Source organism: Streptomyces sp. NPDC127097, assembly GCF_042724075.1.
Lineage (GTDB): Bacteria > Actinomycetota > Actinomycetes > Streptomycetales > Streptomycetaceae > Streptomyces.
The window spans coordinates 112,382-125,872 of record NZ_JBHXFI010000012.1; the positions used below are offsets into that span (position 1 = coordinate 112,382).

A 13,491-nucleotide genomic window follows, 5' to 3' on the forward strand; every position below is an offset into this window, starting at 1 on the left:
CCTGGGAGGGCTCCCACCACACACACGAGGCACTCTTCGGTGAACCACCCGCCGGTCGTCGAATGGACCGAGGCCGACCAGCCCCGCTCCGCCCGTTGGCGCTCCGAGAACGGCGCCCCGCCGCCGCGCCGTATCGTCCTCGCGGACGACCGGACCAAGGCCGACGACGCCTACCGGCTGGCCTGTGAGGGCACCGCGCTGTTGTGGCGCGGCGACTTCCACAACGCCCGTCAGCTGCTGACGGCGATGGCCCGCCGGATCGACCGGCGCCCCCGCAAGACACCGCCCGCCGATGTCACCCAGGCGTTCCATCTGCACCGGGCCGCGCAGAATCACCGGGCCCGCATCCTGGGCATGCTGCTGGTCCCCCTGGACGCGTCCTTCGCCGTCCCGCTGCACCGCGCCCCTGATGTCCGCGAAGCCTGCACCCGGGCGTACGGGCCCGGTGAGCCCGCCGGCGCGGAGGCGTCCGGCGCCACGGCGGGTTCGGACCCGACCACCACTCTCGTCTCACTGCGTGAGCTCCTCGCCCTGATCGGCGCCAACGAATGGCGCAAGAAGGGCGTCGAGATCCCGGCGCTCGGCGGCGACCGCATCCATCCGCACTACGGCGTCTTCTCCCCCGCCCGCGGCGAATACGTCGACCTGGTGGCCGAGGCGCCGCTGCCCACCGAGGAGCTGGCGTTCGACATCGGTACCGGTACCGGCGTGCTGGCCTCGGTGCTCGCCCGGCGCGGAGTGCGCAGGATCGTGGCCACCGACCAGGATCCGCGGGCGCTGGCCTGCGCCCGCGAGAACACCGAACGCCTGGGTGTCGCCGGGCAGGTGGAGGTCGTCGAAGCCGATCTGTTCCCGGCCGGCCGCGCCCCCCTGGTCGTCTGCAACCCCCCATGGGTGCCCGCGAAACCGACCTCCCCCGTGGAGTACGCGGTGTACGACCCGGGCAACCGCATGCTGCACGGCTTCCTGAACGGCCTCGCGGACCATCTGACACCGGACGGCGAGGGCTGGCTGATCCTCTCCGACCTGGCGGAGCACCTCGGGCTGCGTCCGCACGCCGAACTCCTCGACGCCTTCGCCAAGGCCGGCCTCACGGTCCTTGGCCGGCTCGATGTCACCCCGCGCCATCCGCGCGCCCGGGACACCTCGGACCCGCTCCACGTGGCCCGCGCCGCCGAGGTCACGTCCCTGTGGCGCCTGGGCCTCGCGGACCGGACCGCCTCCGCCTCCTGACCCGCGGCCGTACGGTCAGGCCCGCGGCCCCGCACAGGCGAGCTGGGCCGCGACCGCCTCAACGAGAGCGGGCGCCAAGTACGGGATGGAGTACCACGGCTGAGAAACGGAGGCCGGGCGTGAGCCGGGCGAGCGGAGTGCGGCGGCGAGCGAGGGGGAGCGCCGTGTCGCCGACGCAGCCGCCGGCGCAGGGCCGCCGAGCGGGGCGCCTCCGGCCGCTGCGACGCCGATCGGGCACGATGGACGCACCATGGATCCCCGGCATCTCTTCTCCCGCGCCCGCCGGCTCGCCGAGTCCGCGACTCCCGCCCGGCGGCGGCTGCTCGGCATCACCGGGCCGCCAGGCTCCGGCAAGTCCACCCTCGCCGCCCATGTGGTCGCGGAGCTGGCCGGGCAGGCGGCACTCGTCCCCATGGACGGCTTCCATCTCGCCGAGGCGGAGTTGCGCCGCCTGGGCCGTACGGACCGCAAGGGCGCGCCGGACACCTTCGATCCGGCCGGATACGCGGCGCTGCTGGCGCGGCTGCGCGCACCGGAGCCGGACAGCGCCGTCTACGCCCCGGCGTTCGACCGCCGGATCGAGGAGCCGGTCGCCGGCAGCATCCCCGTGGCACCCCATATCCCGCTCATCGTGACCGAGGGCAATTACCTCCTCCTCGACTCCGCCCCCTGGTCGCGGGTCCGCGCACTGCTCGACGAGGTCTGGTACGTGGACCTGGACACCCCGGAGCGGATCCGGCGGCTGGTCGACCGCCATGAGCGCTTCGGGCGCCCGCGCGCCGACGCCGAGCGGTTCGTCCACGCCTCGGACGAGGCCAACGCCCGGGTGGTGGCGGCCACTCGCGACCGCGCCGACCTCGTCATCACCTTCACGCCTGAAGAGGCCCCGCCGCCGGCGGGCTCCTAACCTCCCGCCGCCGCCCGCCGGCGAGCAGCCCGGCCACCGACAGCGCACCCCACCCCACGGACACCGCCACCGCCGCCAGCTTCCGGTCGCGGCCGGGCAGCGTCGCGCCGAGCAGAGCGGCGTCCCCGAAGTCGGCCGCGATCCGCACATACGCGGCGGTGCGCAGCGCCGGGCCTTCCGGGGCCACCGCCAGCGCCAGCCCGCTCACCGCATCCCGCCAGGCCAACGGGCGCAGCGAGGTGCGTGTCGCCCGCTCGGTCCGCCCCTCCTCATCGACCAGCCCCGAGGGCCGTGCCAGCAGAGCGGGCACCGCTGTCACCGCCACCCCGTAGACCGCCGTGGCGACCCCGACCGCACGCAACAGACCGACCTTCATCCGCCGTCCACCTTTCCTCGCCCCGACCACACGAGCCTCATCACACCCATCCGCCCCCTCAACTCCATTCCGCGGCAGGCCCCTTCCCAAACGACATCAGCGGTGTCATCATGACATCACGAGTGTCATTGGGGGGGATGTCAATGAAGAGGCCGACGCGAACGCCGACGCGGACGCCGATGGGGACGACGAGGGACCTGAGGGGGCTGCGGTGAGGGGTACCGAGGGGGAGGGCGCCGGAGGGCCGGCGGCCACCGAAGATCTGCTGTACGACGTCATCCGACGTCTGTGGCCGCTGCACCGCACGGTCGTGCGCGCGGTGGAGCGCGAGCTGGCCGACACCGGCATGACCGCCGGCGAACACGCGCTCCTGGACGCGCTGCGCACCGAAGGTCCGCGTACCGTCCCGCAGTTGGCGCGTTCGATGGGGCTCGACCGCCAGCCGGTGCAGCGCTGGGTGAACCACGCCGCGGAGCTGGGCCTGGTCGTCACGGCCCCGAATCCCGCCCACCGACGCTCGCCCCTGATCCGGCTGACGACCGAAGGCACCGCGGCGATACGCGGGGTCCAGCAGTTCGAGGCGACGGAGCTGCGGCAGCGGCTGGCCGACCTGCCCGCCGAGGACGTCCGCACCGCGCTGCACGTACTCGACCGACTCGGCGAGGAATTCCGGCACCTGGCGAACGGCTCGCGCGTTCAACCGGAGGAAACCGACAGTCAGGGCAGTCGGGACAGTCGTCGCAGTGAAGGCAGTAACGGCAGGAACCGTAGTAACGGCAATTCTGACGGCCACGACGACAGACCCGCCCCGCCCCCTCTCATGCACAAAGGACGGTCAGGAGAATGACGCGGAGAATCACCGCCTGGTCCGAGATCGACAACGGCATCGTGCCGATCGACGAGGGCGAGCTGTTCTACGAGACGGCCGGCTCGGGCCCGGCGGTGGTGCTGCTGCACGGCGGCATGCTCGACCAGCACATGTGGGACGAGCAGTTCACCTGGCTGGTCAACTCCGGCCTGCGCGCGATCCGTTACGACGCCCGCGGCCATGGCCTGTCCTCCACGGTGACCGGCGACTTCTCCCACCACGACGACCTGTGCGCCCTGCTGGACGCCCTCGATGTCCCCAGCGCCGTCCTCGTCGGCCTCTCCCACGGCGCGCGGGTCGCGCTGGACACCGCCCTCGCCCACCCCGGCCGGGTGACGGCCCTCGCGCTCGCCTCCCCGGGAATCAGCGGCCGGGCCTTCACCGACCCCTTCGTCCTGGCGCACATCAAGGAGCAGGTGGCGGCGATCGGCGCACCGGACGGCGCGGAGCGGTATGTCGAGCACTTCCTGCGGATATGGGTGGACGGGCCGCATCGTGAACCGTCCGCGGTGCATCCGGGATTCCGCGAACGGATGCGCGCCTCGGCCGCGGCCAATGTGGAGGTCCATGCCGACGGAATGGGCGCCGGAATGCCCCTCGAAGTCGGCGCCGCCGACCGCCTCGGGGAGGTCCGGGTGCCGACGGTCGTATTCGACGGCGACCTCGACAGCCGGGACATCTCCGCCAACGCCCATGCGATAGCCCTGACCGTCCCGGGCGCCCGAAGGGTCCGAATACCGGGTGCGGCCCATATGGTCAACCTGGAGAACACCCCGCTCTTCGACCACGAACTGCACGCCTTCCTCTCGTCCCTGGACTACTGACCCACCGCGACCGGCCCACCACAACCGGCCCCCTGTGACCGGTCCATTGAGGGCAGTGCCCCCATGGAAGGCGAAAACCCCCACGCACCGCGTACCGCGAGGGCGGCGGCTAGAGTGGCCGGGCCGTGGTGTTCGGGAAGCCGGTGACGGACCTTGTGGTCCCAGCCCGGAGCGGCCCTCGCCACTGTGATCGGGGAGTTTCCACCCCTTCCGCGGGCGCCTGGCGCGCCCGCGGCGCCACTGACCGCAGCCCGCGGCCGGGAAGGCCGGGGCGGACGCGGACACACCCGTAAGCCAGGAGACCGGCCACGGCATCTCACGAACTGATCCACGAGGTGCTGGAGCGTGACCGCCCGGATGGCCCTGTCCACCGATACCCCGAACTCCCCTGCCCCCGCCACGTTCCGCTGGCGCCGGCAGGACACCGTCCGTACCGCGGGCCTGATGGCCGTCATAGCCGGGCTGCATGTCGTGGCCTTCGGCGTGCTCTTCCTGCTCGTGGTCCCGAACCACTACTCCGTCGGAAGCCAGGTCTTCGGCGTCGGGCTCGGCATCACCGCATACACCCTCGGTATGCGGCACGCCTTCGACGCCGACCACATCGCCGCGATCGACAACACCACCCGCAAGCTGATGGCCGACGGCAAGCGGCCGGTCTCGGTCGGCTTCTGGTTCGCCCTCGGCCACTCCAGCGTGGTCGTGGTGATGGCGGCCCTCGTGGCCGGCGGTGCCCAGCTCGCCGGCACGCTGCTCAACGACGAGTCCCGTACCCACCAGATCCTGGGCACCGTCGGCACCACGGTCTCGGGCACCTTCCTCTACCTCATCGCCGCCCTCAACCTCATCGCGCTGGCCGGGATCTGGCGGGTCTTCCGAGGCATGCGCGACGGCCACTATGACGAGGCCGAGCTGGAGCAGCGCCTCGACGCGCGCGGCTTCATGAACCGTTTCCTGGGACGGTTCACCCGCTCCATCTCGCGCCCCGGCCAGATGTTCCCGCTCGGCTTCCTCTTCGGGCTCGGCTTCGACACCGCGACCGAGGTGACCCTGATGGTGATGGCGGGCAGCGGCGCGGCGGCGGGCCTGCCCTGGTACGCGATCCTGTGTCTGCCGCTGCTGTTCGCCGCCGGGATGAGCCTGTTCGACACCCTGGACGGCACCTTCATGAACTTCGCCTACCAGTGGGCGTTCGCCAACCCGGTGCGCAAGGTCTACTACAACCTCACCATCACCGGTCTGTCGATCGCCGTCGCCTTCTTCATCGGCACCATCGAGCTGGTGACCGTGCTGCACGACAAGCTCGGCCTCAACGACGCGCTCACCGGCTGGATTTCCGGCCTCGACCTCGACAACGTCGGCTTCATCATCGTCGGCCTGTTCGTGGTGGTGTGGGCCGCGGCGCTGGCGTACTGGCGTCTGGCCGGCGTCGAAAAGCGCTGGGCGGAGCGGGCTCGGCGAGCCGAGTCGCCGGAGCAGACCGCGCCGGGAGCCTGAGGAAGCGCGGGCCGGCGCCTGCTCCCGCACCCCGGCCGCGCCCTCCCGGATGCCCGAACCGGTCCCGGCCCCTCGGGCCCCGGTCCGGTCGAGCGCCCGCGGGTCCCAATCCGGACGGGCGCCCGCGGGCGGCCGAGCCGGCCCGGCGCCCTCAACTGCCCGAGCCGCTCCCGGCCCCTCGCTCCCCCGGCCCGGTCCGGCGCCTCAGGTGGCCGAGCCCGCCGCGGCGCCCGTCTCCCGGTCCGGCCCCCACTGCTCCAGCGCCGCCGCCAGATCGAGGGGCAGCAGCCGGTCCGGCTGGTCCGGGCCCGGCCAGTCCTCCCGCGGGACCCGCCACATCACCTCGAACTCGTTGCCGTCCGGGTCCTTGGCGTACAGCGACTTGGCGACGAGGTGGTCGGTCGATCCCACCAGGGCGCCGCGCTCGGTGAGCCGCGTGTGTGCCGCGACGAGTTCGCGGAGCGTGCCGACCTCCCAGGCCAGGTGGTACAGCCCGACCCGCCCGGTCTCGGGCCCCGGCGCGTCCGGCGCCACCGCGAACAGCCCCAGATCATGATCGTTGAGTGAGCCGGGAGCGCTGAGAAACGCGGCCCGCCCCGGTATCTCGACATCCACCGTCAGCCCGAGGGCCTCGGTGTAGAACGCCACCGACCGTGTCACATCGCGGACGTTGAGCACCGCGTGATTCAGACGTCGTACGGACATGGAGCTGTTCTCCGATCTCCCGGCCGCGACACCGCCGTGGCGCCGCCGCCTCCCCTACTTCTGCTCTACCTCGCACACCCCGCCCCTGCCCAGGGCCTGCCGGCCGGTATCCGGCCGGCAGACGTCCCGTCCGTCGCGCACTCCGGGTGCGCCACGGGGCAGGGCAGCCATCTCCGGGGGCTCGCCCCGGCGTCACTTCCGTACCAGCAGCACCCCGCCTGCCAGCACCACACCCAGCATCAGCGCGATCACGCCGTGGACCGTCCGGTGGGCGCGCAGACCGGGCAGCAGCCGGTCGACGGCGAAGCGGCCGGGCCCGGTCAGCGCCAGGGCCGCCGCACCGGCGGTCAGCAGCAGCTCGTACTCCACGCCCTTGGGCGCGAAGAAGCCGCCGCCCCACTTGACGGCAAGGGCGTTGATCATCGTGCCGACGACCGCCGCCGCGGCCAGCGGCGTGAGCAGCCCGACCGCCAGCCCGAGCCCGCCGAGCGCCTCGCTCAGCCCGGCGACGACGGCCATCGTCCGGCCCGCCGGATAGCCGCTCATCGTGAAGAACTGCCCGGTCCCGTCCAGCCCCGGCCCGCCGAACCAGCCGAACAGCTTCTGGGCGCCGTGGGCCGCCATGGTCAGTCCGAGCGCGAGGCGCAGCAGAAGGAGCCCGGCGTCGTAACCGGCCGGACAGGGGGCGTGGCGGGTGGGGATGTCGAGGCGCGAGGACGCGAGAGTACCGAGGGGGGACGTCATCAGGAGCCGCTCTTTCGCAGGTCGGGTCCGGCCCCGCGAGGCCGCGAACAAGTACTTGAAAGTTCAAGCCATTGCTCCCGACGATACACAGCACCCCCACGGCGAACAACAGCGCCTGCGGCGGGTCCGCAGCCCTCGCCATGGCACCGGTCCGCGATGCCGTAAGGCCAATAGCCCCGACAACCTCGGATCGAGCTCTTGCTCGTTCTCGCTCAAGCTCCGGACGGAATGTGCCAGAGCGGAGCCTGATACCGCTCCGGGCGGCTGCCGAGCAGAAGCGCTCTCAGCTCCAGGCGTTGCGTACCACTGAGCCCAAAGGCTTCGGTGAGCCGGCGAAAGGTCGTGTGCGTGATGCCGCGCCCCCGCGCATCGGCCTCGAAATCGTCGAGCTGCCGGAGTACCGCTTCCGGATCGATCGCCGACGGCGCCTGCCCGCCGAGCCGCCCGGCCTGGTGCCGTTCGTCATCGATTTCGGAGAAGCCGCAGATCTCCCGGCTGTACTGCTCGACCTGGTGCAGATTCTCCGTGGCGAGGATGGCCCCGGCGAGCTGATTCCGCTGGAGCGCTTCCTCGAGATCGGCCTCGTACACGACGGGCCCCTCATCGGTCAGCGGCACCGGCGCACCGGCACCGCTCCCGTCACACCGGCCCCGAGCACCCCTCGCGGCGGCGGCCAGCATGGCCGTGGCCTCAGAGGGGTGCCACTCCAGGACCGCGCTGACGGGCGCAACGTGCTCCGCGCCGAGAGTCAGCGCAACAGGCCCCAGTCGGTCGCGCAGCACCTCGGCGGCAAGCTCGCCATCGAGGCCGGGGCCGGCGACCAGAAGCCGTACCGGGAAGTTGAGTTCACCGCACGCCGCGAGGGTGAGGGCATCGGCCAGCGGGCTGCGGAGCGTGGACTCGTCCCCCCGGGCGAGGATGTCGCCGCCCACATCCAGGAGGTCGATGGATTCCGGCTCCAAGTACTGCACCAGCTCTTCGAGTTGGCGAACGATGCCCTCGGCGCCGTGGTGCGGATCAATGAGCGCGAAGGTCTGCCGGAGCTCAGCGGCCATCCGGGGAAGCGTCGACCCCGCAGGAGCAATCGGCGTGGCATCGGCGGGCACGATCCGAACGCTGCGGGTGAGAGGACGAAGCCCCCTGAAGTTGGCCGGCCCTCTCGGCCCCGGCACCGGGTCGACCAAGAGCCGGTCCCACGCGTAGGAGAACACCACCGCCAGTGTCTCGCCCCCGTAGAGAGCCGCATCCAGCATCACAGCGGCGACCGCATCGCCGCCACCTCCTGCCGCCACGATCACACGCGTCACATTCGCCAGCGTACGAGCCTCGGCGCCGGCGGGCGGGGACGGCGGGGCGGGGCCTGGCGAGCTGGTGTGTCGGGCGGGGAGGGACGGGCGGGAAATGCATTGTTGATCACCGGCGTACCGACCGACGCCCGGATGCAATGCGCGCTGCACTGAATACGTACCGACAACTGAATGTGCACCGACAGCCGAAGGCCCTCCGCGCACTCGCACGAAGGGCCCTCTGACCTGCTATTTCTCTGTGGGCACAACAGGATTTGAACCTGTGACATCTGCTTTGTAAGAGCAGCGCTCTACCGCTGAGCTATGCGCCCTGGCCGAGCCGACAGACTACCTTGCCTCCGGGGCTGAACTGCAAACCAGTACTCGAAGGGCGAACTTACCGGCCGGTGTGTTCGTTTCCGGTGAGTGGGAGAATGACATTCGGTCCTGGGGCGATCCGATCGGGAGAGGGAAGTGACGGCGACAGACACTCAGCCGCATGAGCAGCGAGAACGCCGTCGCGCCCGTGGGGGCCCGGTCCGGGATGCGATGGCGCTCATGTTGCTGCCGTTGCCGCTGGTGGTGGCGATGGCGCCGTGGTCGTTCGCGGGTGGCGGGACCCGCCGCTGGTTCGGGCGGGGGGAAGGCCAGCGGGCCGATGCGCAGGCCGCCAAGGATGCCGCGGCGGCGTCGTTCTACGAGCTGGACACCGCGCACCGTGATCTGCGGATCTCCATAGAGACGATCACCGCCGTCGACACCTCGCCGCCCGCGCGGAAGGCGGCAGAGGAGTACGAGGGCTTCGGCCGGCGGATCGACGAGGTGAGCCAGGGGTACATCACCGCGGTCGACTCCCACGATCTGGACCGGGACGACCTCGACGGGGCCGCGATGTCGCGGGCGCGGGCCGATCTGACCCGTGCCAAGCAGGAGCTGGACCGGGTCAAGGGCGAGCTGGACCGGTTCGCGCAGGGGCTGGGGCCGCTGCTCCAGTCCGCCGAGACGCAGCTGGCGCGGCTGGCCCCGGCCGTGGAGCGGGCGCGGCAGGCGCTGCTGGCGGCGAGCAATGCGCTGGACGCGGTCCGTGCGCAGGGTCTCCAGGCCGACGATCTCGCGGCCCGGCTGGCGGCGCTCGGGCCGGAGCTGACCAAGCTCAACCAGGGCGCCGGGCAGCATGGCGTCCAGGAGACGATCCGGCGCGCCGACGACGTGCTGCGCCAGGCCGAGGGCGTACGGACCGAGGCCGAGCGGCTGCCGGGGAAGGCCGCGGAGATCGACAAGCGGCTGGTGTCGCTGCGGACCCGGGCACAGGCGATCACGACGCGTGCCGGGAAGGTCGACCCGGTCCTCAGCGAGCTGCGGCGGCGGTACAGCGCGGCGTGCTGGCAGGACCTCCAGCAGGTGCCGGAGCAGGCCGCGCGGTCCGTCCAGCAGGCCGAGGTCAAGCTGCGGGAGGCGCAGCAGGCGCGGGACGAGCAGCGCTGGGCGGATGCCACGAGCCGGCTGGCGACCGTACGGGCGCTGCTGGACACCACCGATGAGGCGGTGTCGGCGGCCGGTGACCGGCTACAGCGGCTCGATGCGGTCTCGTTCGACCGGCAGAAGGAGGTCGAGCGGACCCGCTTCGCCGTACGGGACGCGCAGCGGCTGGCGATGAGCGGGCGCAGCACCCCCGATCCGCGGCATGCCGGGCCCCTGGACGATGCGGTGGCGCGGCTGGACCGGGCGGTCGCGGGCCTGGAGGGGCGCCATCCGGACTGGTGGCACTTTCTGATGGAGACCGAGGCGGTACGGGAGACGGCGGCCCGGGTGGTGCAGGAGATCCGGGAGGCCAGGGGCGGCGCCGGCGGCTGAGCCCCCGGGGTCGGCCTCGGAGGGTGCCTTTGCCGGGCCCGGTGTGCCGGCTGGTGCCGGGCCGGACGCCCGGCGGGCCAGGAGGGTGGCTCGGTGCTCCCCCGCCACCGGGCGCGATGGCGTGAACTGCCACCCTGGCGGATCCTGGAGTGGAGTACGGCCCAGTCGGCACCTGCGCGAAGGAGGCCGGACATGGCTACTGGGGCTACTGGCCAGACCCTGCACGGGCCCGTGAACCCGCTTCACCGGGGTAAGCAGCGGCGCCACACACGGCTCGACGAGCATCTGCCCGTGGACCACCGGCTCAGCAAGGTCTACCGCATCGGCGCCGGGCTGATGGGCCTGGTACTGATCGCGTTCGGCATCGTCGGGCTGACCCACCACATCGGCTACTTCGACACCGGCGGCGACACCGTGGCCGGGCTGAACACCAACGACACGCTGAGCGTGCTCTCGATCGTCGTCGGAGCCATCCTCGTCGTCGGCATGGTGATCGGCGGGAACTTCGCCTCGACCCTCAACATCGTGCTCGGCGTGCTCTTCCTCCTGAGCGGATTCGTGAACCTGGCGCTGCTGGACACCGGCGTGAACTTCCTCGCCTTCCAGATCCAGAACGTCCTGTTCAGCTTCCTGGTCGGGCTGATGCTGCTGGTCTTCGGGATGTACGGGCGGGTCAGCGGCGGCCTCTCCCACGACAATCCGTACTGGCGCGCCCGGCACCCGGAGGAGGCCGAGCAGTTCGACCGCGGACAGCTGCGTCCCGTCTCCGGTATGACGGCCGCACGGCAGGCGGCGCGGGTCAAGATGCAGGGCGCCTCGCATGCGGGGCGCGGTTCGTTCGGCGCCGGCACCAGCGGGAGCAGAAGGCACACCACTTCCCTGGATCCCGGCACCCGGTCCGGTGGCGACAGCAAGAAGCCCTGAGCCGGGGCGCGGAGACGTCAGGGCGTACCGAGGTGGGAATGGGGTGCTCGGTACGCCCTGATGGCTGGGGTGGGTGGGGTGAGTGTGATGGGAGCAGCACCATGAGCCGTACGGGGCACGCCGCCTCCTCAGGACACGGGGCTCACCATGGGGCGGTCGAAACGCTCGCCAAGCGGATCTTCAAGGGCACGTACGAGGAGGGCGAGAGCCTCGTGCTGCCGGAGGTGATGGCGGAGCTGGACGTGAGCCAGACCGTGCTGCGGGAGGCGATCAAGGTGCTGACCACCAAGGGTCTCCTCGGAGCCGACGAGAAGCGGGGCACATTCGTCCGCCCCCGGGAGGACTGGAACCTCCTGGACACGGACGTACTGCGATGGAAGCTGGCGGCCGGCGTCTCGTCCGACTTCTTCGCCGATGTGCTCGAACTGCGTCGTTCCATCGAGCCGGCGGCCGCCGCGCTCGCCGCGGAACGCCGTACCGACGAGGATCTGGCGGCCCTGGACGCCGCGTTGAGCGCGATGGCCGCGTCCGACAACGATCCGGCGCTGCTCGTGGAGGCCGACGCGTCCTTCCACACGGCGATGCTGGTCGCGTCGAACAATCGCTTCTACGCACAGATGCACCGGGTGATCGTGCCGGTGCTCGTCCAGCGCGACCGGGCGGTGCTGGACGAGTACGGCGCGTTCGACCATCCCCATGCGATACATGCCGCGGTCGTGGAGGCCGTACGGAACCGGGACGTCGACGGGGCCTACATGGCGATGCTCGAACTGCTCGATGTGTCCGCGCGGGAGCATCCGTAGGTGCGGGAGGAGCCGTAGTTGCGGGAGCCCCTGTAGTGGGGGGCGGATGTGGCGGGGGCGGACGGTTGCGTTCCGGGGAGCGGCGTTCGGTTACCGCGGCGACGTGGGTGGGCAGGAGGTCGCGGACAAGGTCTGCGCATCCGAAAGGACGGACCCGGTCCATGAAGATCAGCCGCATCGAGACGTTCCTCGCCCCGCCGCGCTGGATGTTCGTACGGGTGGAGACCGATGAGGGCCTCGTCGGCTGGGGTGAGCCGGTGGTCGAGGGGCGGGCCGAACCGGTCCGGGCGGCCGTGGAGGTGCTGGCCGAATACCTCCTGGGGCAGGATCCGGCACGTATCGAGGACCACTGGCAGGTCATGACCAAGGGCGGCTTCTATCGCGGCGGGCCGGTCCTCTCGTCCGCCGTCGCCGGCCTGGACCAGGCGCTGTGGGACATCAAGGGGAAGCGGCACGGCGTCCCCGTCCACCAGCTGCTCGGCGGGCCGGTCCGCGAGAAGATCCGCGCCTACGCATGGGTGGGCGGCGACGAGCCACATGCCATCCGCGACGCGGTCACCGCGCAGACCGAGGCGGGCTTCACCGCCGTCAAGATGAACGGCTGCGGCAGGATGACGCCGGTGGCGACCCGCGCCGAAGTGCGGGCCTGTCTGCTGCGCGCCGAGACCGCGCGCGAAGTCCTCGGCGACGAACGGGACTTCGGCCTCGACTTCCACGGCCGGGTCTCCCCCGCCAACGCCCGCAGGCTCCTCCCCCTGCTCGCCGAATACGCCCCGCTGTTCGTCGAGGAACCCGTCCTCTGCGACTACATACATGCCCTCCCCGACCTCGTGAACGCTTCCTCCATCCCCCTCGCACTCGGTGAACGTCTCTTCACCCGGCGAGAGTTCCTGGCTCCACTGCAAGCCGGTGTGGCGATCCTCCAGCCCGACATCTCGCATGCGGGCGGCATCTCCGAGCTGCGCCGGATCGCCGCGCTCGCGGAGGTGTACGGGGCACAGCTCGCGCCGCACTGCCCCCTGGGACCGGTCGCGCTGGCCGCCAGCCTCCAAGTCGCCTTCACCACCCCGAACTTCCTCGTCCAGGAACAGTCCATCGGGATCCACTACAATCAGGGCGCCGAGCTGCTGGACTACGTCGCGGATCCGGAGCCGTTCCGCTTCCATGGCGGCTCACTGTTGCGGACCGAGCGCCCCGGCCTCGGCGTGGAGGTGGACGAGGCCGCCGTGCGGGCGGCGGACCGGCGGGGGCACGCCTGGCGGAATCCCGTGTGGCGCCATGAGGACGGGGCGTTCGCCGAATGGTGAGGGGTGGGCGGGAGCCAAGGGCGGTCCCGTAGAAGCGCTGATCGTTCCGTCTCGGTCCGGGGCTCGATCCGGCCCGCCCCGGCCCGGAATAATCAGAGGTGTCACCCGTGCGCCCGAACGGCCCGGTCGCGCAGTACGCGCGCGGCGGGGTCAGGAGAAAGCAGGA

The 13,491-nt window shown here is 71.6% G+C and carries 12 protein-coding genes, 1 tRNA gene, 1 pseudogene and 1 riboswitch; of the genes and pseudogenes, 9 read left to right on the forward strand and 5 right to left on the reverse strand.

The features are described 5' to 3' along the window. The first annotated feature begins 39 nt into the window (after window positions 1–39). Window positions 40–1,233, forward strand: coding sequence for a methyltransferase (locus ACFWJW_RS12765; RefSeq protein ID WP_387238861.1), 1,194 nt, complete (start codon window positions 40–42; stop codon window positions 1,231–1,233). Between the two features lie 250 nt (window positions 1,234–1,483). Continuing rightward, window positions 1,484–2,140, forward strand: coding sequence for a nucleoside/nucleotide kinase family protein (locus tag ACFWJW_RS12770; protein WP_387238864.1), 657 nt, complete (start codon window positions 1,484–1,486; stop codon window positions 2,138–2,140). On the opposite strand, the gene ACFWJW_RS12775 is transcribed toward ACFWJW_RS12770, so the two are convergent. Next, window positions 2,103–2,516, reverse strand: coding sequence for a hypothetical protein (locus tag ACFWJW_RS12775; protein ID WP_387238867.1), 414 nt, complete (start codon window positions 2,514–2,516; stop codon window positions 2,103–2,105). The two genes, ACFWJW_RS12770 and ACFWJW_RS12775, sit on opposite strands and share 38 nt — an antisense overlap. 211 nt (window positions 2,517–2,727) lie before the next feature. On the opposite strand from ACFWJW_RS12775, the gene ACFWJW_RS12780 reads away from it, so the two are divergent. The 3 genes and pseudogenes from ACFWJW_RS12780 (at window position 2,728) to ACFWJW_RS12790 (ending at window position 5,702) form a co-directional block, all read left to right on the forward strand. Further along, entirely contained in the window at window positions 2,728–3,363 is a 636-nt protein-coding gene (locus ACFWJW_RS12780) for a MarR family winged helix-turn-helix transcriptional regulator (RefSeq protein WP_387238870.1), read from the forward strand. Continuing rightward, entirely contained in the window at window positions 3,360–4,208 is an 849-nt protein-coding gene (locus ACFWJW_RS12785; protein WP_387238873.1) for an alpha/beta fold hydrolase, read from the forward strand. The genes ACFWJW_RS12780 and ACFWJW_RS12785 overlap by 4 nt, the downstream gene beginning before the upstream one ends. A 109-nt stretch (window positions 4,209–4,317) precedes the next feature. Then, a riboswitch (cobalamin riboswitch) is annotated at window positions 4,318–4,534 on the forward strand. 9 nt (window positions 4,535–4,543) lie between these two features. Beyond that, a pseudogene (locus ACFWJW_RS12790) lies at window positions 4,544–5,702 on the forward strand (HoxN/HupN/NixA family nickel/cobalt transporter). A gap of 204 nt (window positions 5,703–5,906) precedes the next feature. Here ACFWJW_RS12790 and ACFWJW_RS12795 read toward each other — a convergent pair. The 4 genes from ACFWJW_RS12795 to ACFWJW_RS12810 form a co-directional block, all read right to left on the reverse strand. Next, window positions 5,907–6,407, reverse strand: a complete 501-nt coding sequence (locus ACFWJW_RS12795) for a VOC family protein (RefSeq protein WP_387238876.1) — start codon at window positions 6,405–6,407, stop codon at window positions 5,907–5,909. A 192-nt stretch (window positions 6,408–6,599) separates the two neighbouring features. Further along, window positions 6,600–7,151 carry a DoxX family protein gene (locus tag ACFWJW_RS12800; RefSeq protein ID WP_387238879.1) on the reverse strand — a complete coding sequence of 184 codons (552 nt, stop codon included), beginning with the start codon at window positions 7,149–7,151 and terminating at the stop codon, window positions 6,600–6,602. A 212-nt stretch (window positions 7,152–7,363) separates the two neighbouring features. Next, a complete protein-coding gene (locus ACFWJW_RS12805) occupies window positions 7,364–8,404 on the reverse strand; it encodes a DUF1152 domain-containing protein (protein ID WP_387238994.1) in 1,041 nt (346 codons plus the stop codon). A 293-nt stretch (window positions 8,405–8,697) separates the two neighbouring features. Beyond that, window positions 8,698–8,769, reverse strand: a tRNA-Val gene (locus tag ACFWJW_RS12810). A 142-nt stretch (window positions 8,770–8,911) separates the two neighbouring features. Between ACFWJW_RS12810 and ACFWJW_RS12815 the strand changes: the two genes are divergently transcribed. The 4 genes from ACFWJW_RS12815 (at window position 8,912) to dgoD (ending at window position 13,325) form a co-directional block, all read left to right on the forward strand. Next, a complete protein-coding gene (locus ACFWJW_RS12815; protein WP_387238882.1) occupies window positions 8,912–10,291 on the forward strand; it encodes a hypothetical protein in 1,380 nt (459 codons plus the stop codon). Window positions 10,292–10,483: 192 nt separating this feature from the next. Beyond that, window positions 10,484–11,215: a DUF4383 domain-containing protein gene (locus ACFWJW_RS12820; protein ID WP_387238885.1), complete on the forward strand. Its 732-nt coding sequence runs from the start codon at window positions 10,484–10,486 to the stop codon at window positions 11,213–11,215. 101 nt (window positions 11,216–11,316) lie between these two features. Beyond that, window positions 11,317–12,018, forward strand: coding sequence for a FadR/GntR family transcriptional regulator (locus tag ACFWJW_RS12825; RefSeq protein ID WP_387238888.1), 702 nt, complete (start codon window positions 11,317–11,319; stop codon window positions 12,016–12,018). Between the two features lie 161 nt (window positions 12,019–12,179). Beyond that, window positions 12,180–13,325: a galactonate dehydratase gene (dgoD, locus tag ACFWJW_RS12830; RefSeq protein ID WP_387238891.1), complete on the forward strand. Its 1,146-nt coding sequence runs from the start codon at window positions 12,180–12,182 to the stop codon at window positions 13,323–13,325. The last annotated feature ends 166 nt before the right edge of the window (window positions 13,326–13,491 follow it).